20 protein-coding genes and 2 pseudogenes are annotated in these 25,391 nt (G+C 37.2%); 12 read left to right on the forward strand and 10 right to left on the reverse strand.

What is annotated here, in order from left to right; all coding sequences use genetic code 11:
* Positions 1-325: 325 nt before the first annotated feature.
* From R7P69_RS07905 to R7P69_RS07920, 4 genes are all read left to right on the forward strand, one after another.
* A complete protein-coding gene (locus R7P69_RS07905; protein WP_046875434.1) occupies positions 326-1,078 on the forward strand; it encodes a hypothetical protein in 753 nt (250 codons plus the stop codon).
* Between the two features lie 190 nt (positions 1,079-1,268).
* Complete coding sequence (locus R7P69_RS07910) at positions 1,269-2,672, forward strand: relaxase/mobilization nuclease domain-containing protein (protein ID WP_318121543.1); 1,404 nt, start codon at positions 1,269-1,271, stop codon at positions 2,670-2,672.
* A gap of 173 nt (positions 2,673-2,845) precedes the next feature.
* Positions 2,846-3,625 (forward strand): hypothetical protein, encoded by a 780-nt coding sequence (locus R7P69_RS07915; RefSeq protein WP_046875432.1) that lies wholly within the window; start codon positions 2,846-2,848, stop codon positions 3,623-3,625.
* 117 nt (positions 3,626-3,742) lie between these two features.
* A complete protein-coding gene (locus R7P69_RS07920; protein WP_318121544.1) occupies positions 3,743-4,000 on the forward strand; it encodes a helix-turn-helix domain-containing protein in 258 nt (85 codons plus the stop codon).
* 199 nt (positions 4,001-4,199) lie between these two features.
* Here the strand turns inward: R7P69_RS07920 and R7P69_RS07925 are convergent, their stop codons facing one another.
* A complete protein-coding gene (locus R7P69_RS07925; protein ID WP_052708187.1) occupies positions 4,200-6,641 on the reverse strand; it encodes a hypothetical protein in 2,442 nt (813 codons plus the stop codon).
* A 624-nt stretch (positions 6,642-7,265) separates the two neighbouring features.
* On the opposite strand from R7P69_RS07925, the gene R7P69_RS07930 reads away from it, so the two are divergent.
* The 4 genes from R7P69_RS07930 to R7P69_RS07945 all read left to right on the forward strand — a co-directional run bounded on the left by R7P69_RS07930 (position 7,266) and on the right by R7P69_RS07945 (position 9,922).
* Positions 7,266-7,850, forward strand: coding sequence for an NAD(P)H-dependent oxidoreductase (locus R7P69_RS07930; RefSeq protein ID WP_046875431.1), 585 nt, complete (start codon positions 7,266-7,268; stop codon positions 7,848-7,850).
* 10 nt (positions 7,851-7,860) lie between these two features.
* Complete coding sequence (locus R7P69_RS07935; RefSeq protein WP_046875430.1) at positions 7,861-8,427, forward strand: carboxymuconolactone decarboxylase family protein; 567 nt, start codon at positions 7,861-7,863, stop codon at positions 8,425-8,427.
* 76 nt (positions 8,428-8,503) lie between these two features.
* Positions 8,504-9,160, forward strand: coding sequence for a DsbA family oxidoreductase (locus tag R7P69_RS07940; RefSeq protein ID WP_046875429.1), 657 nt, complete (start codon positions 8,504-8,506; stop codon positions 9,158-9,160).
* Positions 9,161-9,382: 222 nt separating this feature from the next.
* A complete protein-coding gene (locus tag R7P69_RS07945) occupies positions 9,383-9,922 on the forward strand; it encodes a peroxiredoxin family protein (RefSeq protein ID WP_046875428.1) in 540 nt (179 codons plus the stop codon).
* A 79-nt stretch (positions 9,923-10,001) separates the two neighbouring features.
* On the opposite strand, the gene R7P69_RS07950 is transcribed toward R7P69_RS07945, so the two are convergent.
* Positions 10,002-10,367 carry a winged helix-turn-helix transcriptional regulator gene (locus R7P69_RS07950; RefSeq protein WP_031501609.1) on the reverse strand — a complete coding sequence of 122 codons (366 nt, stop codon included), beginning with the start codon at positions 10,365-10,367 and terminating at the stop codon, positions 10,002-10,004.
* An 826-nt stretch (positions 10,368-11,193) separates the two neighbouring features.
* Positions 11,194-12,090, reverse strand: coding sequence for a GGDEF domain-containing protein (locus R7P69_RS07955; RefSeq protein ID WP_046875427.1), 897 nt, complete (start codon positions 12,088-12,090; stop codon positions 11,194-11,196).
* A 436-nt stretch (positions 12,091-12,526) separates the two neighbouring features.
* Between R7P69_RS07955 and R7P69_RS07960 the strand changes: the two are divergent.
* A pseudogene (locus R7P69_RS07960) lies at positions 12,527-12,875 on the forward strand (IS110 family transposase); the annotation flags it as partial.
* Positions 12,876-13,005: 130 nt separating this feature from the next.
* On the opposite strand, the gene R7P69_RS07965 reads toward R7P69_RS07960, so the two are convergent.
* Positions 13,006-13,527, reverse strand: a complete 522-nt coding sequence (locus R7P69_RS07965; protein ID WP_046875426.1) for a GNAT family N-acetyltransferase — start codon at positions 13,525-13,527, stop codon at positions 13,006-13,008.
* A gap of 248 nt (positions 13,528-13,775) precedes the next feature.
* Between R7P69_RS07965 and R7P69_RS07970 the strand changes: the two genes are divergently transcribed.
* The gene (locus R7P69_RS07970) at positions 13,776-14,747 is read left to right on the forward strand and encodes an IS30 family transposase (protein WP_213961293.1); all 972 of its coding nucleotides are present in this window, start codon (positions 13,776-13,778) and stop codon (positions 14,745-14,747) included.
* Between the two features lie 86 nt (positions 14,748-14,833).
* Here R7P69_RS07970 and R7P69_RS07975 read toward each other — a convergent pair.
* The 3 genes and pseudogenes from R7P69_RS07975 to R7P69_RS07985 form a co-directional block, all read right to left on the reverse strand.
* Positions 14,834-15,050: pseudogene (locus R7P69_RS07975) on the reverse strand (DUF6434 domain-containing protein).
* 1,091 nt (positions 15,051-16,141) lie between these two features.
* The gene (locus tag R7P69_RS07980) at positions 16,142-17,020 is read right to left on the reverse strand and encodes a sensor domain-containing diguanylate cyclase (protein WP_046875424.1); all 879 of its coding nucleotides are present in this window, start codon (positions 17,018-17,020) and stop codon (positions 16,142-16,144) included.
* Positions 17,021-17,289: 269 nt separating this feature from the next.
* On the reverse strand, positions 17,290-17,961 hold the full coding sequence (locus R7P69_RS07985; protein ID WP_025509978.1) for a DJ-1/PfpI family protein: 672 nt from the start codon (positions 17,959-17,961) through the stop codon (positions 17,290-17,292).
* Positions 17,962-18,144: 183 nt separating this feature from the next.
* On the opposite strand from R7P69_RS07985, the gene R7P69_RS07990 reads away from it, so the two are divergent.
* Positions 18,145-18,708: a TetR/AcrR family transcriptional regulator gene (locus tag R7P69_RS07990; protein WP_046875423.1), complete on the forward strand. Its 564-nt coding sequence runs from the start codon at positions 18,145-18,147 to the stop codon at positions 18,706-18,708.
* A gap of 41 nt (positions 18,709-18,749) precedes the next feature.
* Here R7P69_RS07990 and R7P69_RS07995 read toward each other — a convergent pair whose 3' ends face one another.
* On the reverse strand, positions 18,750-20,630 hold the full coding sequence (locus tag R7P69_RS07995) for a hypothetical protein (protein ID WP_205408371.1): 1,881 nt from the start codon (positions 20,628-20,630) through the stop codon (positions 18,750-18,752).
* A gap of 179 nt (positions 20,631-20,809) precedes the next feature.
* Positions 20,810-22,516 (reverse strand): D-lactate dehydrogenase, encoded by a 1,707-nt coding sequence (gene dld / locus R7P69_RS08000; RefSeq protein WP_046875480.1) that lies wholly within the window; start codon positions 22,514-22,516, stop codon positions 20,810-20,812.
* 517 nt (positions 22,517-23,033) lie between these two features.
* Between dld and R7P69_RS08005 the strand changes: the two genes are divergently transcribed.
* On the forward strand, positions 23,034-24,623 hold the full coding sequence (locus tag R7P69_RS08005; protein WP_046875422.1) for an L-lactate permease: 1,590 nt from the start codon (positions 23,034-23,036) through the stop codon (positions 24,621-24,623).
* Positions 24,624-24,649: 26 nt separating this feature from the next.
* Here R7P69_RS08005 and R7P69_RS08010 read toward each other — a convergent pair whose 3' ends face one another.
* Positions 24,650-25,324 (reverse strand): substrate binding domain-containing protein, encoded by a 675-nt coding sequence (locus R7P69_RS08010; RefSeq protein ID WP_318121551.1) that lies wholly within the window; start codon positions 25,322-25,324, stop codon positions 24,650-24,652.
* Positions 25,325-25,391: the final 67 nt, after the last annotated feature.

The following is a 25,391-nucleotide window of genomic DNA, read 5'->3' on the forward strand; positions in this document are numbered from 1 at the left end:
TCACCTTTCATCATATTAAACAATCTAAATATTTATATTTATTAGTGCGATAGCTTTTAAAACAACCAACAAATTAAACCCTGGTTATATACAGTGAAGAATAAAAATAAATTATAATTTCATAGTATTTATGGTTATAATATAAGAAAAAAGAAATTAACAAGCGGATACTGCTCTTCCCTATTTGTTCCAAATAGGTCGTTTGTAGCTTTAGCCTCCCTTCCGTCGGTTGCGCTAACATGCTTCGCAGTTATCGCTAAGTCGCACGCTGTTGCTCTATAGATAATAAAAATAAAATAATAATAATAAAAAGAGAAATAATAAAATGAACTTATCATTAAAAGAAGACTTACATGCAGCAATAAGAGAAATAGTAATCGAAACTAAAAGAGAAAATAAAGACAAACTAAGAGCGCTTATTGAGAAAACAGATTGCAGCTTAGAAGAATTACAAGTTGTTGTACCTTCCTTTCTTCCGCAATTTTCAAGCAAATCTAAACTTACGCTAAGTTCTCATGCGCGTTTTTGCAATTGCATTGTAAAAAGTATTTACGCTAAAAATAATGCAGATAGCTTTAACAAGGATGTTGTTACTGAATCACTTCGCATCCTAGATGCGGTAGAAAATGGTTTCAAAGAAGAGCGCAAAGAAACTAAAGACTTATGCGATGTAGCAATAAAAACACATGTAACTAAAGAAACCAAAAAACACTTCACAGCGTGCAGAAATAGTTACAACTACCGATCTGATGCTGCTTTTCTGAGAGATATTATCTCAAACCAAATCGAACCACGCCCAAACAATGACGAAGCATATTTACAGTACTTCAAAGAAACTAAAGAGCTGTCAAAAGCACTTCAAGTGCTTGCAGAAGACATTGAAGATGCTGACAGCTCTATGATAGCTAAACTAAGTAAATGCATTAAAGAGCTTAAGAAGAGCGTTGACGCTACGCGCAAGCTAGCAATAGATTCTCACTCATCAGCAACAGCGAAAGTACTAGCTTTAAAATACTTATCTTCGCGTCAGCTAGACGAGCTATGCAAACAAAAGATACTAGAAGAAGCTGAATTATAAAGCCTGAATTCCCTCCTTAAATATAAGGAGGGCTTATCTACATTACTTACTACTTTCTCATTCACAATAATAATAAAGAGACAATAAAATGGTATTTACAGAATTAGAATGCACAAGAAGTCAACAGACAGCCAAGGACGCACAAAACCTCGTTGAGTACGGCGCAAAACAAAAAGACGCAGATAACCTCGTGAAGTACGGTGCAGGTAAAACAAAACATGCTCCTGCAAACGAAGGACACTCATTCTTCATCTGTGCTAACGAAATCGAATCCATTCCAGTTAGCATGGGTGAGCTGGCTACGGGTGCGGACTGGCACGATGCTATAACAGAGCTTCAAAGCTCATACAGACATAATCCGCACGTCAAACATCCTTTCCGCCATTTCGTCATCTCTATAGACGCTGGCGAGCATCTAACAGACAAGCAATGGCGTAAAACAGTTAGAAAGACTATGAACCGCTTAGGTTACAAAAACGCACGCTACATCGCATTTAGACACGAAGATACTGATTCTCAGCACGTACACATAACAGCATCAACGCAAGATTTGGAAACAAACAAAGTGATATCAAATTGGATGTCTGTTGAAACTGCACAAGAAATCATGCGCGAACAAGAAAAAGAGTTTGGGTTACGACAACTAGAAAACTCATCAGAGATATTAGCCAAAGGCGAAGCCGTCACTTCTGACAAGTACTCTCACTCAGTTAAGTTGATGATGAGACGCTTAGTTGAATCAAGCATTAAGGAGCTACCGATGCTCGTGCAATCCAGAGCAAACATGCTCAAGAAACTAGATGTAAGCGATGAGCACACAACTAAAGCAAGCTTGGCTCTTTATCAAATAGCGCTATTAAGGAATGGCGTCGAAGTAATACTTAAAGAAGACAGAAACAACGAAAAATTTATCGGTATTGTTTACAAATACAATGACTTCATCATACCTGCATCAAAGCTCAGAAGTGGGAACAAGCTCACTCTTGGAGGATTGATAAAATCAGGCGTTCTAGCAAGCGATGCAAACATGATAAGTAGTTATGACGAGTCACAAATTGAAAATTACGACATCAGAGAAACATTTGAATCACAAAAATATTTTGCAGAGCAAAGATTTGAAACCGTAAGGAGAGATGCTGAAGCACACGCTAGTAAAGTCAAAAAACAAGCAGAAGAATGGGATAAGCACATGCTTAACTGCTTCATTATCTCATGCAAAAAGCAGCATCAAAGAGAGGTAGAGGATGCTATCGATTTTTGGCTCTATCACGGTAAGCGCATCAACAAACGCGACAAAGCTTTCGTTCACACAATTTACGAACAAGAAAAGAGCATTTACTCTGCATCTAAAACGCTTAGTAAATTCTTCTATCATCTACTACTAATCTTCTTCGAACTGAACAAAAAAAATCACTGGGAATTAAAAATCACCCCAGTTGCTAAACACGAAGACCAAGAGCCAGCAATAGAACAAACCATTGAAAATATAGAAAAAATATATAAAAACGAAGGAGTTATTGCTGGCAACAAAAAGCAGAACAGTAGACGAAACATCAAGAAGAAACCAGAAGATATCGCTGAAAATACATATTAATTTAAAAAAGAGGGCTGAAGCTCTCTTTTTATTTTAACAAAATAAATAACAAATAATTTATTATTTAAAACCACCAAATTAAACAATAATGTTCAATATAGATAATTACATTATGATTGATGTTATAAATTTAAATGATATAATTAAAATATAACAATAATAAATATAATAATATGAGTATTTTTAAAAAAATAAACAATGAATTAACTGATAACGTTACAGCTCCTGCGAAACAGAAAAAGTCTCCCCTCCCCCGCTTTCAGAAAAACAAAAGCGGCAAGATGCTTTACATCATTGTTAGAGATCCAGAGCTAACAAATTCGAGCGGCAACGCAACGCATGTAACATTAATAAAGCTACCAATAACAGCTCCTGCATGCCCTCGCTCAATAAAAGACTTAATTGCAAAGTTCGGTACTGAAGAAGCTAAATCAGGAAAGTACGAAATCACTGAGCACAACTTTGAAGAAATCATGTCTCACTTTAAACCAGCAAATTCGCTATACAAGAATTATAGAAAAGAAGAGCTGCATCAAAAGCGAGGTCTTGTTATCAACGAAGAGAAACACTCTCTTTGTGCAATAGCTGCGAAACTGCATGAAGCTGTAGAGATGTTTGACGAGCTAGAGAGTGAAGATGAGATTAATGCTGAAGAAGCGCAAGAGCTGCATCAAGCGCTTTACAGAATGACTTTAAGACTAAATGCAGCGAAGTTCCCTGCTGTTATGTTCAATGACTACGTACTCAGTCTCGGCGACAGCAATAACTTACAAGCTATAAAAGCGAAAAGAAAAAATATTGCATCAATCTCTGATGCATCAAGCTTAAAAAGATTTGCACCCTACGCTAGTACTTTAACGCCTTTCAATTATAAGCCCAAACCGAAAAAAGCAGGAGAAGATGCTCAAAAGCTAATCGCATACTTAGCGAAAGCAGAAGCAAACACAAACTAGAACCAACAGCCCCATCGGGGCTGTTTTCTTATTCTCACACGCTAAAGTTTCCTTTTACCCTTGACTGGGGGTAAAACTAAAACTACCCTCGATAGCGGGTAAATACGAGGAATTGTTATGTTGATAACATCGCCGAAGCAGTTAGCAATACATCTTCGTGATGAAAGAAAACACAAAAAGCTGTCTCAGACTAAAGTTGCTGATCCAGTTGGACTTAAGCAGGACACCGTTTCTAAGTTTGAACTTAATCCAGAAACCACCAGCATTCAGACATTGTTTCGTATCTTATCGTCGCTAAATCTTGAAATGCATATTGTTCAGAAAAGCGAAAGTATCTACCCGAAGTCGTATGATGATGACGGAGAGAAATGGTGAGTCAAGTCATTCCCACGCATGGGAATACACTGAAGTCGGCATGCTTAACGAAATCGAGTGCTGCCGAAACTCTAGCTCACAACTGGACAGTTCTGAGTTACAAACGGAACCAGTATCGATCCCGTTCAGATGAAAAAATATATGGATAAACTCTATATCTGAAGCCAATTATAATGACTCACTACACTATGCATTACGGCTATCCAAAGCTTTTCTTTTTATTTCTTCCCACTACATTTTCAACTTGCGTAAAGCTTTGTCGAGATAGAGCACATAATTCTCTAAAATCAAAATAAGACGGCGTATTTGGAAATGATCCCCAAATTTGCATCAAATATCTCTTGAATGCTTTAGTTCGGTTTAATCTATGAGATATGTTAAAAGACTGAAGATTAGATGAAATTTCTTCTCGAAGATCTTTTTCGAAAATCGGAGTGTCAAACAACATTGCATCTAAATAAGAAAAGTCTCCGAGCCATCTTTTCACATGATATACACCAATTGTTGTTACCCGAAAGCTATCTGGCATTTCCCCAAATAATATTTTTTCGTCGTCTTCTTCAAACGTCACTCGAAGAGATGTTTCAATTAACTTCTTGTTTGTTGCTCTTCTTAAAGCGGACTCAATCTGTGATTGAGTGAAGCCAAAGTTTTGCATTTCATTAATAAGAGTATTAGTGCTACAAAAGCCGTCCTTGTCTAAATGAGACCCTTTAGATTCTAGAAATGAAATAATCATGGGAAGCAAAAAGTGCTCTCTCGGATCCGCAGTGGATACATCAAGGATATTCATTGAAATAGAAGTTTCAGGATTAAAATGAGCAAAATCACCTAATAAAGCTTGCTTTGTAAACTCGTGTAAAGGGATTCTATATCCACCTTGAGTCTCTTCAATATCAATTATTTTTTCTGCTTCAACATTTGGGGAGCCGATAAAGGAAGTGACAAACTCTATAACAGAACGGATATTCCCACCAGTGATGTTTGTTAAAAACTCATTGATTTCTTTATTGTTTTGCAATGAACGCAAGAGTACTTCAAGATACACAGCCAAGTTTTCAGAAGTGACATTTCCGATATCTACACGAGATTCTAGCCCCCTAGCTAAACGCGCAGCGAACATTAGTCTTTTTGCTATGACATCTTCAACCCTTGGTGGAGCAATTGTAAATATTTTATGAGGGTACGCGTTTAACGCACCAGAGCGTTTGGATTTATAAAATGTTTGAGGACGAACAGATAAGAAAACTGTAGCTTTCCATTCTTTAGCCAATTCTTGTGAAATAATAAAAGCACTTTGCTGAACATCAAAATCCCGTTGATCTGCATTATCTATACAGATGATGGTCTGCTTCTGCCGCTTATTTGCTAAGAACTCTACTGACCGTTTGATATGATCTCTCTTATTACCCTGAAGTTCAATTATGTGTTCAATAAGCTTTTCTTCATATTTTTCTAAATTAGTCTTTTTATAAGCTCCCCACACGCTGCCTTCAAAGTGTTTAATCTCTTCTTGATAAACCTTTCGAACAAAGTTGTTCTCATATATATCAACATCATATTTTTGACGAAGCTGGTCTTGAATTTGATTTAAAACTAAAGCCTTAACATCATCATCTAACGTAGCATTGGAGCCAAGATCAACATAAACATATATGGCATTCTTGAACTCATTAAACGCACTATTGTGGTGTAAGTTCTTCACAAATGAGGTTTTGCCAACCCCAACATCCCCCAAAAGTACAATCGGTCTTCGTGACATAGCTTCTGCCATAACCGAAGGATCGAAATTATGTCCTCTTTTAGTATTTACTGATTTTACAAGTGGTTGTTTTTCTGAATCACTAAATATGGCGGCATAACGAGCCTCTAACACATTCTTGCTTAAAAGAGAGAATCTATTTAGTACACCACTTTCACAGTAACATTGTTTGTAGAAGTCTTTCTCAAGTTCTGTATTATCAACAACATCCTGAATAAATAGCTCAGAAAGCTGCCTTAATGTAGCTTGTATATCACTGGGATACCTATAAAAGGGATAATTAACTACTGAGGAGGAAAGCTTTGTTGGTAGTTTAGAATCACCGATGGTTAATTTTCTAATTAATCTATTGTCATTAATTCCTTCTTTTGACAAACAATTCCAAGCATCGGTAAAGTTTTTTAATAAATGCTCTAAAGATAAAAAAACAAGTCCATTACCATCAAGAATGTTGATACCATCCACTCTTGAAGCTAGAAAAGCAATGTATTGATGACCATTAGTTACCACAGCTATTGGAACACCTCTATTTGAGCAATAAGAAATTGACTGCTCAATAGCCGCCTTAAGCTCTACATTTCCTTGAACGAGAGACTTAAGTGGCATCGTTAATCTAGAAGAAATACCAGCAGGAATTTGAAAAGGGACACCTTCTCTTTTTGCTTCAACGACTAATTTTCTAGGTTTACCAAGCTCATAATCAGTAAAGCCATTTGCTTGTTCATATTGTTCTACTTCAACATCCCCTTCCCAACCTAGACATTCTTTTATAATGAAATCGATTAGATGAAACCTCGTCTGAGCTTCATTCATATCACCATAAGTATAACCTTCGATTAGAGAGGCTAGTTTCTGTTTTCCTTCATGCAATGGGTACAATGCAATTTCCTTGGAAGATCTGTTAGGGATGACTAATGATAGCGGATAAATAACTTAATTGCATATGATTAGCCCCCGAGATGTGGGCAGCCAAACATATTGAATTTCTACCAATATAGTAACCACTTTTAGAATGAGAAAAAGTATGTCAAATCACGGCTCGGTGATACAGTGAATCAATTAGGTGTAACTTCGAATGGGGCAGATCCGAACTAGCATAGAAATTAGTTCAACATCGGACAGAGTTGAGTTTCGAAAAATTTAACATTAGCAATTCAGATATTACTACTGGTATGCAAAGCGTAATCGCTTTTGGCTAACTCCATTATTTACTTCCTATACACTATTTCTACGAAGGTCCATTCGTTCGGTTTTGTATGGTAACCAGACAAATAATGGCAGTAGGTATGCTTGGGATATACTTTGACTGCCCTATTCATCCACCTCAATGCAAAAAATAAAAATAATATTAAACAGTTAGTTAATCTGTATTCGATTGACATTCATGGTGGTTACCAAAAGTTAACTAATTGAACTAGAAATGTAGGTAACCATAATAAACCGCAAGAGAGCAACATCGTTGGTCACTCTCTAAAACAGTCAATCATTAAAGGGTTAATTATCATGAGTAACGTTCTAGTCATTAACGCGCACGAGCCATCTCCATTTTCTGAAGGTAAGCTAAATGCCGCTTTGGTTGAGAAAGCTCGCACCAAGTTAGAATCAAAGGGTCACGAAGTTCGCGTCGTTACGATGCAAGACGACATCGTGGTTGATGAACAACTGGCGCATTTTGAGTGGGCAGACCGAGTCATTCTTCAGTCACCAGTCAACTGGATGACGATCCCTTGGTCTTTTAAGAAATACATGGATGATGTATTTACCGCTGGTATGGGTGGTGCGTTATGTGCATTTGATGGTCGGACACCAGAGGAACCAAAGAAAAATTACGGCACTGGCGGCACTTGTACAAATACGAAATACATGCTGTCTTTCACATTCAATGCACCAGAAGAGTCATTTAATGACGATAGCGAGTACCTATTCCAAGGTCGTAGTGTTGATGACTTGATGTTCCACATGCATGCCAACTTCCGCTTCTTTGGCATGTCTGCACTGCCTACTTTCGCTTGCTATGATGTCATGAAAAACGCCGATATTGAAAACGACTTCGCTCGCTTTGAAGCCCACCTAGACGCCAACTTCTAAGGAAATTGTCATGAGCACTGAATTTACTTACTACAATGCAGAAACGGCCCCTGAAGAGTCTAAATCGCTGGTAGAACAGTCGCAAAAGGGCTTCGGTATGCTGCCAAACCTGCACGCCGTTCTTGCTGAAGCACCAGCAACTTACGAAGCATATAATACTGCCTTTGATCTGTTTATGAAGAACACGACATTAAGCCCACTAGAGCAGCAAGTGGTCTTTATGACCGCAAACTTTGAAAATAACTGTCATTACTGTGTTCCTGGTCATACCTGGATGATGAAAGCGGGCAAAATGCCAGATGAAGTGATTGAAGCGTTGCGTGAAGGTACAGCTATCCCTGATACAAAACTGCAAGCACTGCATGATTTTACCAAGGCTCTGCTTGATGACCGTGGTCATATTGGTGATCAAAGACTGCAAGCATTTCTGGGCGCTGGCTTTACCAAACGTCAAGCACTGGAAGTTCTGACGGGGTTGTCTGCAAAGCTTATCTCAAACTTCACCAACGCATTGGCACATACTGAACCAGATGCGCCATTCCAAAAGTTTGCGTGGACGCACCCTAGCGAGCGTTAATCTAAACAAGTAGTAATCAAAAGCCAGTCAAAGCACTGTTACCATATGGTTACAGTGCTTTGCGTAAGGAGCCATTTTGAACAACACAGTTAAAATCGACATCATTAGTGATGTCGTCTGCCCTTGGTGCATCATTGGCTACAACCATTTAAAAGCTGCGATTAACGAGCTTGGAATTGAAGATCGCATCGATATCGAGTGGCAACCGTTTGAATTGAATCCTGACATGCCTGCTGAAGGTGAAAATCTTCGTGAACACGTTTCACGCAAATATGGCAGCACAGTAGAAGAAAGTAAAAATGCGCGTATTCGCATCGCTGGCATCGGTGCTGAACATGGCTTCGAGTTTAACTACTTTGATGACATGAAGATGGTGAACACGTTTGACGCACACATTCTACTTGATTACGCCAAAGGCTTTGGCAAGCAAACTGAACTAAAGATACGTTTGTTTACGGCTTTTTTCAGTGAACAGAAAGACATCTCTGACCGTGAAGTTCTAAAGCAAGAACTTACCTCTGTGGGTCTTGATGCTGAAGAAGGCATGTGGTGGTTAGATGATGTTCAGCGACGCGGTGCGATACGTACTACAGAGAAGCAATGGCAGACAATGGGGATTTCAAGCGTACCAACGGTGATTTTTAACCGTGAATCTGGCGTTTCTGGTGCGCATCCCGTTGAAGGTTATAAACAGTTCTTGGCCGAGCTGATAGCTAAAGCAGATGCAGAATAGGTCATTTCCCTTTGTTCTCACACCACTGTTCACGAGAAATTGGATGAGTGGTGTGAGAACAAAACCGAAAGCAAATTCAAAGCAGTGGAACGATCGTTCCCAGTTGTTACTTATCAGGTACTGAGTTTCTTAACTAGGTTACTAAAAGTAGACTAATTGCAACTCGCCTCATCCTGTCTTACTTTTTACGACTCAGTCGTCAGATAAATCCAAGGAGCTGAGATGGCATACTCACAAAAACTCAAAGCGGGTGACACTTTCCCTACATTAGAGGCAACAACACTGGATGGGAAGAAAGTCAGGCTAGGCCAGCCTCAAGGCGATGCAACATGGCAAGCGGTGTTTGTCTATCGTGGTAAACATTGCCCACTTTGTACCAAATATCTCAATGAAATAGAGACTTATAAACAGACCTTTAGTGATGCAGGCGTGGATATTCTAGCTGTCTCTGGGGATTCGAAACAACAGTTAGAGCAACACCTGGAAAAGCTCGATATCAGTTTTCCAATCGCCTATGGTCTTACTGAGCAACAAATGAAGACTCTGGGACTTTATATATCGCTACCACGCTCTGAAGCCGAAACCGACCATAACTTTGCGGAGCCAGGACTATTTGTCGTCAATGAACACGGTAATTTGCATGTGGTTGATCTATCAAACAACCCATTTGTAAGACCAGAGTTAGGGGCGCTGACACGTGGTTTAGCTTGGATTCGAAATCCAGAGAACCACTACCCTATTCGTGGGATACTAGACTACTGAGTCTCCAGACCAAAATATGAACAGGGCAACCACATATGGTTGCCCTGTCACACAGTTCGAGTAGAGATTGTTACTCCAACTATTTAAGCTGTACATTGTTGCTTTCAGACCATTTTCTCAATTCTTCAAGAATCGTTAGAGCACTTTTGCCAAACTCAGTCAGTTCGTAACTTACGGCTAATGGCTTCTCATTGAGTACGCAGCGTATCACCATATTTTCACTCTCTAGCTCTTTTAAGCGCTGGTCTACCATCTTCTTACTTGCACCGCCCAACATTCTTGAAAGATCATTAAATCTCACAGGGCCATCTTTCAGATGGTAGATTATTGAGCCTTTCCATTTTGACCCCAAGATCCGCATACCTTTTTCTATCGCACAAGGCTCCTTACAGGCATCAACAACACTTTTACGCCCTTTGGCGTCAACTTCAACTTTTGCTTTCATACAGCCTCGCCAATCCAGAAACTAGATAGCTGTAGTTTCACTCGATGACATGAAACCACAGTGCTTTGACCTATGTACCACGTCATAGTAATACTAGAGAACAATCGAATTAAATTCACCTTAGTCATCCATCTTGCATGCTCACTACGAGAACTAAGTAACCTTTGGATTATATCAGTATCGCCGCTTTATCTACCAAAGACGTACTTAGCTTTCCTTCTGAGAGTAACGGTAACCCATAAGCGTTGATGATAGGATCGTTACTCATTATTAGTGACTCCGCAAATAGAGTGAATATATAAGTGAACGCTACGCCATTGGTTCTTAGTGGTATATGTTAGTTACCTAAAGGTTGAATGCAATTAGTATACTTTTAGTAACCTAGTTCAGGTATGGGCGGGCGTAACTAAATAATTATGCCTCAATAAATAAGCTTTATTGTTAGTTTTTCTGTAGCCAAATCGACTTAGCTTTCTCATCAAAACACCAAAATGCAACTGATTTTATTGCAATAATATGTTAGTGAATGTGCTAATTAAGCAAGTTGTGATCTAACTCAAGTTTGGCAAAGTCTGATGGATACAAGGTCAAATAATAACGCCATCTACTAACTAAACTGCTCGAGTTATTTCGAAGTAGTTGATTCTGAAGTGACTATGAGCTAGGTTTTATAATCTCTCTAAGACGTTGATCTGTTAGATATAAACTCCAATCTCGCTTCTAGCTATATTACTAGCAGAACGGCACTCAGACCTAACAGTGACTAACCAGCGGGTGTGTAAAGTCGAGTATGAATTGCGACACTTTAGTTCAGTCTAAATCTTCTTTACTCGCGCTTTTTCTCATAGTACATATTCTCGTCGGCTTTAGTTATCACTGATTCTAAAGAAAAGTCTGTTCCTTCAATAATATACTTACCTATGGAGGTCCCTACCTGCACCTTACATGTATCTGTATTTATTGGGTCAGTGAGTGTACTCTTAATCCTCAATATCACATCTTCTGTGTAGTATTCCGCTTCAGTATTGCTATTCCCAACGCTTCCCAGAAATATGACAAACTCATCTCCGCCATATCTTGAGACTAGATCGGAGGCTCTCACGCTGCTTTTAATACGTTCACCTACTTTACGTAATATGTGATCGCCTACTGCATGACCATGCTCATCATTTATTTGCTTGAAATCGTTCAAGTCAATAAATAGCAAAGCTGAGAAAGAGTTTTCACTTATCCTCTTCTTTAGGTCTCGTTGTACACTTTCTATCAGTCCACGCCTATTGAGCAGCTGGGTTAGTTCATCCATTCGAGCTTGCTGATGAGCCTTCTTTTCAAGTTCCTTTTGCTTTGTAATATCAGTAGAAATACCTAAGATACCAACAACTTCATTAGAGGATTCCGAGCTATAAATTGGTGATTTCATCTCAAGATAAATCCGTTGCTTACCATCTGTACCATTAATGAATACCTCTTCCCTACTCGTTTCCCCTTTGATTACCTTAGCATCGATGTGTTTTATGAACTCAACGGTATCCTCTGGTAAAAAATCCGAATCTCTTATTTGCCCCAGTTTTTTCTTATCGACTCTCATTAACTCTAGGCTTAAGTTATTCGCATAGATATATCTAGATTTAGTATCTTTGATGAACACATATGTCTCAAGCTGATCAAGAGACTCAATAAGATCATTAAGGTTTACCCCCAACCTTCCTAATTGAAGATACATTATGGCCTCCAGCAAGCAGAATACTGCAAAATATTTTACGCATATGACAATTGTTTGTTATGTTCATTAGCTTATTGAATCACATTGAGAGTGTTAATTTTAGCAATACTAAAGAGGTATGAAACATACAACTTAATAGTAGTACTAAAGACCGTAAAGTGACGGACTTTTTGGGGTAGTTATTTGATCTATCAGACAATCTGCGTATCGAGTCTATAGGTCTAGATACAATAGTTGACAATCCAGAAAAGCTACTAGTAAGAGATGACATTAATAAACAGCACCGCCTATGGTATGAACAACTTATTGCTGAAGCGAGTAAAATAGAATTAACCTTTACTCATGGGTCCGCAGTCAAATTAATCAACATGTACTTAAAATCAGCTTTGGTTTACGCGGATATGATTCGCACGTAAAGGTCGCTGACTTGTACACACCCATCTTAACCGCTCTTAAAAATCAAATTGAAAAATAGAGGCTAAAATCACAAAGCTCATCGATACCACACTTGAATATCAGACTAAAAATGAGCTACTCCAAAGCGCCTGGGGTCGGTAAAATACTGGCCGCATCAATAATTAGTACTTAGTCACATCACGAATAAGCAAGCCTCTAGCTTGATTGGAGTTGCACCTATCGTTAGACGTTACAAAGGAAAGCGCATGATACAAGACAGTCGGACTCAAGTTAGAACTGTTATGTGTATTGCAATGATGTCAGCCATCCAGTGTAACCCTGTTTTTAAGACTACTTATGATCGATTACTTGCGGCAGGACATACCAAAACGCTGCGACATTGTTATCATGCACCTCTAACTCCAAACGCGCCCACTTTACCTAAAGCATTGTGCCATAAACACTAAACCTACTTAAAGTGACGGCGCCAAGCGTTGTGAATCACCCTTTAATTTAGTGTTAGTTGCGTTCTGACCACTCCGACCGTAAAACTCCATATTTGACGGAGTCATAGTACTCCCCCTTGTAGTAACGAACTTTTCTAAGTCTTGCTTCTTGCTGAAAACCCAGTTTCAAAGCCAAAGACATCATTCGAGGATTACCCGACCAAGTAGTTAAACCAACCCTCTCGATTTCTTTAGTTTCGAACAAGTACGATACCCACAAAGGTAGAGCAAGCGCAGCAATTCCCTTACCCCAATACTGTGCATCGTAAATAACTACACCAGCTTCAAGCCAACGCGTTTCTTCACATTCCCAGTAGTAACTAACCGTTCCAACAGGAATATCGTTAACAGTGATCAATTGTAAGTCTAACCCTGCAAGTAAACGCTGAAATGATGAACTTTCAAACTGTTCTAATGTTGGGTGAGAATATGGAAAGTAAGGACCATTGAACTTCATCCATTCATCATTTGAAATAACCAAAGAATGGAGAGGTTTCAGTTCGTCTTCCTTGGCAGGCCTAATATCTACTTTCATATCTTCCTCAATACTTCACGATTCTTTGAAACAAACTAACGCCCAATTAAGGTGCGAAGCACGCTACCACAACACTTAATTTGACTACTATAAACACTGAACTAAACCCAAAATACCACGCGTTACGAATCCTTCTGTAACAACTTGTTATACAACTTGGATTCAAGTACGAAGTGCGACACCCCTGAAATTTAAAACAGTGAGATGTGCTATTCATAAGTTTTACTCCCGCCAAGAAGTGAAAAACCATGAATTACACACACCTCACTGAGAATGAAAGGTATATGATGTCCGCACTTAGAAAGCAAGGCATTAGTGTCGTCAACATCGCTAAAGAGCTAGGGCGTCACAAGAGCACTATCTACCGAGAATTTAAACGCAACTCTCGATGCAACGCCTATCGCCCTAACCCTTCCTATCAGCCTGCTAGAGCGCAACAAAGAGCTAGAACCAGGTTGAGCCGATCACGGCGTAACAAGCGCTATACCAAGCTCGATTTCAAAATTATTGACGCGCTTATAATGCTCGATTGGAGTCCTGACCAAATCGTTGGGTATTGCCGTTTGCATGGCTATCCAGTGATGAGCCATGAGCTTATTTACCAGCACATTTGGACCGATAAAGCCAACGGAGGCATGCTCTGGAAACATTTACGTCAATCACCAAAACAGAGACGTAAGCGCTACAACGCCAAAGATAGCAGGGGGAGAATTGCCGCTAAAAGGCACATAACAGAACGACCAAAACAAGCTGTGTTACGCCTAGAACCTGGACATTGGGAAATAGATACCGTTATCGGTCGTGGAACTAAGCACTGCATTGTCACTCTCGTTGACAGAATGACTGGCTACACCTATATCGGACAGCTAGATGACCGAACAACTGCATCACTCAACGCGAGAATGACAGAGATCGTTACACGTTCAAACTTACCATTTAGAACTATCACTGCTGATAATGGTACAGAATTCAACCAATGTCAGGAGATAGAAAACAACCATAAATGCTTGTTTTACTTCGCAACGCCCTACCACTCTTGGGAGCGAGGGACTAATGAGAATACAAATGGACTCATACGCCAATATTTACCTAAGAAAACCTCAATGGCTCTTGTGACACAAAGACTGTGCAGCCAGATAGCGTATAAACTGAATAACAGACCACGCCAAAGGCTTGGTTACAAGACACCAACGGAGTATATTTATGAGCAGCTACTCTAAGTGTCGCACTTCAAACTTGATACTAAGCAAAAACCTACAGCACATAGATTACTCACTAAGTCCTAGTAAATATAACTTAATATCAATCACTTTGACTTCTTTCGTTTAGTCCACTCATCTGAGGCATACCCCATTGTCAAACCTCTGGCATTGCTAATCCAATTCATGAGTTCACGAGCTAACTTAAATTTCTCACCGAATTTAGATTTGAAATATCTACGAACATTCTGAGTCGTTTTATAGCTATCTGTAATTATTAAGCTGTCATCAACATGATTTTTTATACCAATTAACCTTGTCCATGGTTTTTAAACCTTCTTTTGTATAACGCCTTCTACATAGCTTTTAGCCACTTTTCATACTCCTATAGCGTAACATTTTTAATACAACATCAACGTGTAATCAATAGGTTAATGAAAGTAGATAGAGATTAGATTTGCATGATGTCATTTTTTCAAAAATCACGCACTTCAAGCTCCTTCTGATAACTTTGGGTAGGGAACATTATGAGTTACATGAGTTTTTAAGTTAACAGTCATTAGCTTTGTGAAAAGTTTGGTTATACGACATAGACCCTCAAACACGTGTTTGGTGGAAAAATAAGTCAACAATTAGCTCATCGACCTACGATCACTACGCGGTTGTATGTGTTTGTAGCCATTTGAATATATCAAACGACTTTTAGGAGGTGCTAAAGATGATCATACTAGTCTAACGCTTACAGTATACTGTTATAGTTATCGTTAAAGATATGCAGGAAAAGTTAGCATTAACATCGCTTCTACAGAAAGCACAACACCTTAGCACAGAGCTACATACACAAAGCGATACATTTTGTGGCTAATAGTTATAAAGCAGGAGAAGTTGTAGAAAAATATCAAGTTCAATGAAAAGAAAGATTCAGTAAATGCTCCAAACTAAAGACTGATATTTAATGTGCAGCACCTGGCCGAATTGCTATCGGTAAATGATGATGTGACCACCCAACGTAAACCTTACGACAGTGGTCGTTCGTTATGAATAATGTTCAGTGAGCAATGCGGCGCCGTAGCTAAGTTAAGAAAGTGTAAGAGAACAAATGGATAATCCTAGCCTGATGTAATTCATGAACTGTAGGCGTATTAAAGACTTGCTGCTAACCATTCGAACTTGATTATCAACATTGACGAAACGATCAGTGCTTCACTTTCCAAGTATCTGCCCTACACAAGCGGTCAAAAACTGTAATGAGAGTGACGGGCAGAATTGAACTTTTCTTGAAATTAATCATATGTCGTACTGATAGGTATTTGGCGCTTGCTTTCTATGCTAGTCAATAGATAATAAACTCTTAGTTATAAATCGACCAGTTAAAGTTTAATAAGGACAGTACCAATCATAAAAATACGTTTAAACTATTTGTCTTTAAACTTTATTTTATACATATCTTTGTCCGCCTTTTTTATAACTTCATTAAGATGACAACTGTGTTTAGGATATACAGAAACTCCCATACTGAAATCAATATTTAATTCAGATGAAAGTCCATCAATAGAGAAAGGTTTAGATAATATATTGGTAATTTTACACCTTATAGCGTCTATTTGATATTCTTCTCTATATGAATCCGCTAGCTTAAATAGAATTATAAATTCGTCCCCACCAACACGGAAACACATATCGCATTCTCGAACACTTTCTATAAGTCTTGAGGAGACACCTTTAAGCAATAAATCTCCCACATTATGTCCATAGGTATCGTTAACAACCTTAAAATCATCAAGATCTAAATAAGTCACTATGTATGAAGAAGAACTGAACAACAAATCAGAACTTTTGTTAATAATACGATCCAATTCGTGCCTATTAAATAACCCAGTCAGAGGGTCTTTGAAGGCCTTAACGTGAAGATCCTCAATTAGTTTCTCAGTGCTAGTAACATCAAAAATGGTTGCAATCGCACAGTCCATTCCATCAAAGTAGATATTTGCTATTGAAATTCTTGCTCTAAAAAACTCTCCATTTGAACGTACACACAGGATTGTTCCTCTAGAAGTCATATTTCTACTTTGACATTTGTTGGATATAAAATCATCAACTTTTTTATGGTGCTGTTTAGCAAAGTAACTGGGAATTATAATGTCCAATTTTTCATTAAAAATTTCGTTTTTATTAAATCCAAACAATTTAAAAAAATAGGTATTTGCAAATACAATATTAGAATATTTATCAACAATTATATTTGCGTCAGAAAGACAGTTTAAGAAATCTGAAATGTGTTCGGTTGCATTCACTCTACATATACCTTATCAAACCAAAGGATATCTAACCAAAGTGACCCAATGAAAGCGATAAAGATAAATTATATATTTAATACAACATATATCCATCTCTTTATGTATATTTGTGATCTAAGCACGCTTAAAGAAAAATTAAAATTTTAATATATTTAAACAAATTTTAAAAATTTATAAATATGTGAAACAAGAGTTAAATCGTAGTGTTATTGATGCCTATGATAACAATTTCATGCACAACATAGACACCATGTCATCAATTGAATTTAATTAAACATTTCGTACGCGATTGACTTAACCAAACTCTGCACGGAGTTCTTCATCTCATCTTTGGCGTCATTGTGGTTACCACAGCCAAAAGGGGGTTGCGGGTCATATTCTAAGAGTAACTCTAGACTTTCAACTGACTTAATATCCCCAGATAACTCAGCTAAAAGTTCCAGAGAAAAATCCAATCCAGATGTGATGCCTCCACCACTTATCCTATTGCCATCCTTTACAACCCTCTGATTTAAATACGTTAATTTAGGATATTTATTTAAAGCTTCTTTGTATGCCCAATGAGTAGTTACTTTATAACCATCTAGTAACCCCGTTTCTGCTAGGATTAAAGAGCCAGTACAAACAGATGTTATGTACTTTGCATGACTGCCTATTTTTGTCAGAAAATCTATGACTTCATTGTCTCTGATTTGCTCTATCGGGTTTGCAGAGCCAGGAACAATTAATACATCAACATGGGGAAGATCATGAACACTATAGTTAGGTAAAAGCATAACATTCGCATCTGAAGAAACAGGTTGAATACTTTTTGAAAAAGTAAAAACATTAACTAATCCACTTACAGCTAAAACTTGTAACGGAGCATATGCATCAAGCATGGTAACACCAGGGTAAATATATATTCCAACATTCAGATTCTTACTTAAGTTTTCCATTATCAATGCCTCAATAAAGTAATTGAGAAGCCATTTTAGTCTTTTATAAATAAAACACTAGAAACTAAAGAGTCAAACTGTTCGATCTGGGACTATTTTTAACAATAGTCCCAAACCGTTAATGTTAATATTGACTATAAATTTCAACACACTATCCTATTCAATAAGATAGGAGTAAACCTAATGTATAGAAACAAAAGTTGCAAACGAATTCTAGTTGCTTTTCGAGATTTATTATTAGTAAAAGATTATTGTGAAATCTCTGTATTGGAAATAATATCTAAAGCAGATGTTAGTAAAAGTACATTTTATAGATACTATAATGGAAAGCTCTGTGTTTTTATTGAAATGCATAAACTGTTGTTTCAAAAATTATTTACACAAATGAATACTAAAGACGCTTGGCTGAGTAGCCTACCACAACAATCTTTCATTAATATGGCTAGCTTGGCGTCAAAGCGAAATGGAATAGGTCGTTCTATGGTTTACAAAATGGGTGATGATTGGTCAATTGCTTCAAGGTTAATCAGAGATTGTTTATCAAGTGAAGTAGAAAATCAACTATTAAAAGTATTTGGAAAAGATTCTTGGATAATACCTATCGAGCAAGTAGCAGGTTCTATTGCGGCATTACACATTGATTGCATAACACAATTAGGATTAAAATCAGGCCCATCTTCGGCAGAACAAGAGCTATCATATCTACAATTTTTCACGCGATCTATTATAAACTCATCCTTGAGTTAGTTAAGTAAATAAAAAGCCACCATAATTTGGTGGCTTTTTATTTATAGGTCTAGTTCAGAAGAAGTGAATTTTATTTTTTCTATATTTTCTAATAAGACAACACCATCACCATTATCTCGATTATCAGAAATAGAGTATTTTCCATCCCCTAATTTAGTAATTGTATAATTTGACTCATCACCTGAGAAGATAACTGTATTTTTACCTTTATTACCAACAATTTTATTTCCGAGTTTATTTACAATAACATTTACATTATTGCTGCCAGCTAGTGTAATATTCTTCAGATATTGTGAGTGGTGTGTATAAGGCAACTTAGTGTCAAACTTTAAACTAAACGTTCCTTCAAAGCTCTTAGAAATTCTTGCATTATAGGTAAGGTATGGATGAAGTAATTTCTGTACAGCTTTTAGGCCCAACGGATCAAGAGTAGACATTTCTGCTCTTGTCTTAGCTGTATAAATGCCCCACATACCACCTTTGAATTTCTCTTCTAAATGTTTTCTTCTTTCTTCTAGGAGAGCTAGTTCTGTCGCATCTAACAGGTCAGTTAATGTGGATGTTTCAGTATCAGCCACATCAGTACTTCCTTCGATACTTACACTAGCAATCTCTTTTTGTCCCCAAGCTCCCCACAAGCCATAATAGGAATCAACAACAGCAGCATAGTATTCTTGAGACAGGCTGTTCTCTTTAGTCAGCTCTTGTATCCATGCCTGATTATCTTCTCCGAGGCCCCAGATTTTTCCTGTAAGAGCGTTGACTTGAGCACTTCTTAACTCCGCTTGATAACCTGGTAATGCGCCCATAAACTTTTCATTTTGATCCACGCCAATACCGTAGTCATGGACAAGATGCAATATTTCTTCAAAGGTAGCATCTCTATGGTCATAATTTTGTTCGATGTACCAACTACCGCCCTCGACTTGGATTTCCTCCTTGTATAGAGGTTGGCCATCAAGTTTTACCGCTGGGTTAGATCCGTCATCTTTGCCATTAAGCAGTAATAGTTTGGCGTTATTTTCTGCCATCTTATTCGCGATTTCTGATTTATTATCCCCATACTCAGAACCATCAAAGTTGGTTAAGTAATGCGATAATACATTCCTTGCTCTAATTATTTGTTCATCCGTCAGCTCGTCTTGGATTAATATCGGTATTCTTTTTCCGTTTGGAGTTTTAACCTCTGTATAGCGGTCAAACCCTAACTGTAAAGAGTAAGTTTTAGCTAGCTCTTTAGGTACCGTTGTTATACCTAAAAAACTAGATTCCTCTGTGACTATTTCATACTTAACAATTTCGTCAAGCGTCAAGTAATGCATGGAGCTTGACTTAGCTGAGTTCAATGTGAACCAGTAAAAATCAGAGTTAATGCCCATATCTTGATAATAAGACGTGAAAATATCGTGTGAGCTGTGTGATGATGGATACTCACGACCATCTTTCACCCCGTCACTCCATGAATGTACACCAAGCTTGGCTCCAGCAGACCAACTTCTTGAAGCACCAGCAAGATATAAATCAACGCCCCCAGAAGTTACATGGCTGTTACCATCCACAACCGTCTTCATCTTATTGCTTCTAATTAACCGTCCAAGCTTTAAGTTAGCATCATCATCAATAGAGCCAGAAATATCCCTCAAATACAGACGATTTACCGATGGATTTTTAGATAACATCTTATTGAATGCCGAAGTTGAACCATCGCATGAAACACCATCGATGATTGCTGTTTTACCTTGAACTTCGAACTGCAATGGAGTCATTCCCGTAACAGTAGTTGAGCACTCAGAAGTAAAAACATTTTTAACGGTGGGTTTATGCGTAACATCTTTATCAGTGTTTTTCTCACTACTCGAATTACAGCCCGTTAACGAAGTAACGATCGCTAGGTAAGACAACGCTAATATAGTATTTTTCAATGTATCATTCCTTATATGAACAAAGCATCTACTTTACTAGATAGACATTAATGATAATTTGATTACTAGAAAAAGATTACGAGTGCTTACAACTCTAAAAAAATTTTACAAAAGTCATAAATAAGGACAAAAAATAGCCACCTGAGATTAATAAGGTGGCTATTTCAATAGGAGAGTTATCAAACACAACAGCTACAGTTGCGCTTGTACTTTTCCATCTTACCAATACCAGGATTGAAGGTATTGGTCGGGTCAAGCTCATGATAGAATTTCTGAAGTGAGTTATCAGCTTCGTACAGATGTCCTACATTATGCTCTGCTGGATATTTTGCTCCCCGCGCATTAAGGTGTTTTAACATCAGCTTTTTCATCAATTTTGTATCAGTACCCTTTTTGAAAATGTAATCTTGATGAAAAACGTGGCACATAAAATGACCGTAATACAGCGAGTGGACAAGATTCTTACTAATCTCTTCGGGTAAATTTTCCAACCATTCTTCGTCATTTCTTCTCAACGCAATATCTAAAGCAACTATATCCTCTACATCTTTACGGTGGATCGTTTCATAACGTATAGCCGCGCCTGCTGCTGCAAATCGATGTAAATAAGCTTTTTTACCTTCTTCTGGTGTACACACAAAGAAATCACAATCTCGCTCTTGTCCCCAGACTTCACTAAGATAGATTTGTGCTTCACTGATTCCAGCATCACTCATTTTGAGAACTAAGTGATGTTCGTACTTATCACGGAAATCCAACATCCTTTCTGGCAGATGCTGAGGAAATAATTTACTTACATAATACATGGCTGCATCGGGAAGATATTTGCTAACGCATGGAATGCGCTCCAAGATATTCTCAACTTTAGCTTTCAATGCAAACATTTTTGGCAATCTATCAGTACCTAGCAAATCGATTGATAAAAATACGTCTTTGCCATACTTTTCTGCAATATTAAAAATATCTCGATGCATATATTCAGCCATTTCTGGCAAGTTTTCAAAATTCGTCAAGATGTCTCTTCTAAGTTTAGTCAGTTGTGAAGGATCATTTGTACCAATGTAAAATACTTGCTCCTTTTCTGGAACAGGATAACTATCAACACGAACTGCAAATACACCTATTTTACCAGCACAACCACTTGCCTCGAATAAACGACGTTCGTCAGCATTAAATCTAGACGGGATCTCTGAAGTGACATCTCGCACACGTTGATCATATTCCTTGTCGGAAGCCATCCTCTCATCATATTGAATCTGAGTAGAATCAAAATTACCTAACTCAAGATTTCGAAGAATTTCTTCTGGCGTATCACCTAAACCATCGATGCCGAGATGATTTACAAGATGCAATTTACCGTGTTTATCTACTTGACCATAAATTGCAAGCTCTGTATAAGCAGGACCTCGCTTGACCAAAGCGCCACCCGAGTTGTTTGCAACACCACCAATAACTGTTGCTCCGATTGTAGATGAACCGATGACAGAGTGTGGTGCTCTATTTACAGATTTAAGTTTCTTTTCTAATGAATACAAACTTGTTCCTGGAAAGCATAATGCTTGCCTGCCGCCATCTAACAACTGAACCTGATTTATTCTTGTAATATTTATTACAACAACATCCCTATCATAATCATTTCCACTAGGAGCAGAGCCTTCTGTAAGTCCTGTTTTAGCAGCTTGCATGATTATAATACAGTTATTATTCACACATGCCTGGATTACTCGCCATTGCTCAACGAGTGAATTTGGAAAAACAATTGCTATTGCTTTTCCGCGTCCAGAACGAAATCCTGAACGGAAATATTTGGTTTTATTAGAATCAGTAAGAACATTATCATTTCCGACAATAGATACAAATTCATCGATTATTTTTTTATTATTCATCATCATTTCTCACTTTATGTAGGGCTTTGGAAATATAAACTCTTCGGAAAATCAAATCTATTGTAAGTGAATGAAATTAAAGACAACAAGCCCAAACAAAAAAACAAATAACTTAACTTTCAACCACTTAAATGAATGAGATAAAAAAGAAAAACACTGTTTCCAATTAGAAACATAGATAATCCATTGAATAATATGAACTTTAACATCAATAGTAAATTTAAGAAAAACACTGTTTCTAATTAGACACAATAAATTCAAAGTTCAGACTTCATAATTAAGCACTTATATGATTTATATGGGTTTTATATTGTTAACAATTATTAATTAATTGAAAATATATTACACAAATAATTTCCCCGAGATCTATACACCATATTTCATATATGTAGTAATGAATCATTTAAGGTATTATTTTGACGCTTTTATTTAAGCAAATTTTGATAACACCCCTTACAAAAAATCCAAAATGTGAATGCTTAATTTCAAGATTGAAATTAAGCATCGGAGTATAATAATGATATCCCTACTTATATCCATCATTCCTATTGCTTTTCTGATATGGATGATGACAAAGAAAAATGCGGTACCTTCACATATAGCACTACCGCTTACAGCTTTTATGGTTGCCCTAATCCAGTTTTTTCACTTTGATACTGACATGGTCACAATCAGTGCATATAGCGTCTCTGGCATGCTATCAGCTACAACTCCGATTTCGATAGTAGCAGGTGCAATATTATTAAATAGGTTGCTCTACTATACTGGCTCTGAAAGAACAATTAAGGTTTGGTTAGAGTCCATTAGTCGAAATGAGGTTGCCCAACTAATGATAATTGGCTGGGCTTTTGCTTTTATGATAGAGGGGGCTTCTGGGTTTGGTACGCCAGCAGCTATAGCAGCACCTATTCTTGTTGGCTTAGGTTTTTCTCCAATAAAAGTAGTTCTTTTTACACTGACGATGAATTCCGTTCCAGTATCTTTCGGAGCTGTAGGTACACCAACTTGGTTTGGTTTTTCAAACTTAGGATTGTCCGAAGAAGATATTATTCAAACAGCACAGTTTTCTGCATTAATTCACCTAGTTTCTGCATTTATAATCCCTCTAATTGCTCTTAAGTTTGTTGTACCTTGGGAGAAGATTAAATCAAACTATAAGTTTATATTGGCAAGTACTCTTTCCTGTACTATCCCATACTTTCATATTGCACAGTGGAACTATGAGTTCCCAGCGTTAATTGGAGGTGCAATTGGACTTTTAATAACAATTTTTATAGCAAAAAAAGAGTTAGGATTAGAAAAACAATCGGATACAAGTAGTAGGATTTCAAATAGTAATCTTGTTAGTAATTTTGAGATTTTGAAAGCAATATCTCCTACTTTATTGTTAATCTTTATTCTAATTATTACTCGTGTTAAACAGTTTGGTATCAAACAATTATTACTCGATGATACATCAATGCTTAATTTATCATTAGGATTGATAGGTGATTTAAGCATCAGTCAGGCGTTTATAATTAAAGTTAGCAATATTCTTGGAACAAGCGCTTCTTGGTCATATAAATTGCTTTACGTTCCAGCTTTAATACCGTTCGTTTTGGTAGTTGTTATTTCCATATTTATATTTAATATATCTTCAACCAATTTGAAAAGAATATGCAGTGATACTACTGACAGAATCAAGTATCCATTTATTGCTCTTGTTGGGGCGCTAATAATGGTGAAGTTGATGATGCTTGGAGGAAGTAAATCTCCAATAATGACTATTGGGACGGCATTTTCAGAGTTTACTGGAGAAAACTGGCAATATTTAGCATCATATTTGGGAGCATTAGGAGCTTTTTTCTCTGGTTCTGCTACGGTGTCAAACTTAACATTTGGAGGAATACAACAAAGTATTGCTATAAATGTAGGTCTTGAAGAGTCAAAAGTTCTTGCTCTTCAATCTGTCGGAGGAGCTATGGGTAATATGATATGTATAAATAACATAATTGCTGTGTCTACAATATTAGGAATATCTAGACAAGAAGGCTATATATTGAAAAGAACTATCGTCCCTATGACTATTTATGGCTTAGTTGCAGCATTAATGAGCTACTTTATATAATATTAACGAGACTTTCGAGTCTCGTTTTAAAAATGGGAGTTTCTTTGATTAAACTTCTCATATATATGTTCAATTAATAACTCAACTTTCTCTGATTGAGTTCTTGATTTTGGGTAAATTGCATATATACCTATCTCTTTGGCTGTATCATACTTAAAGATTTCAACTAAACTCCCATTTTTTATATCGTCATAAATAAGAATTCTTGGAACATATACTATCCCATTACCCAAAATAGCAAGATTTCGTAAAACAGAAGAGTTGTTAGAAGAAAAAGTACTATTGACCTCAACTTTATATCTTTTCTTAGCGTTTTTAAAACTCCAAATGTTTGCTCCACCTTCCTGAAAAGAATACGTCAAACATTTATGCCTATTGAGTTCACTTGGAGAATCTGGTAGTCCATGTTTAGCTATATACATAGGAGATAAGCAAGTAGTCCATTTTGCATCAACCAACTTTCTCACATTAAACGAAGAATCTGGATATGAACCTGTTCTGACTGCTAAATCAAATCCGTTATCTTCGATGTCTAAATATTTATTATCCAAATCCATATCTATTTTTATTGTAGGAAACTTATTATTAAACTCGTATATAATCTCAGGAAAAATTAATTCACCTGATATAGTCGGAACAGTTAATTTAATAGTACCTGATAAGTTTTTTTCCAGTCCATTCAGTGCTTCGTCCTGAGGAATCCCCTAATGATTTTGATAAAAATCATAAATTTAAGGTAGATGCACATCTTGTCATGTGATCAAATGG

This window comes from Vibrio sp. 661 (assembly GCF_033339315.1).
Taxonomy (GTDB): Bacteria; Pseudomonadota; Gammaproteobacteria; order Enterobacterales; family Vibrionaceae; genus Vibrio; species Vibrio alginolyticus.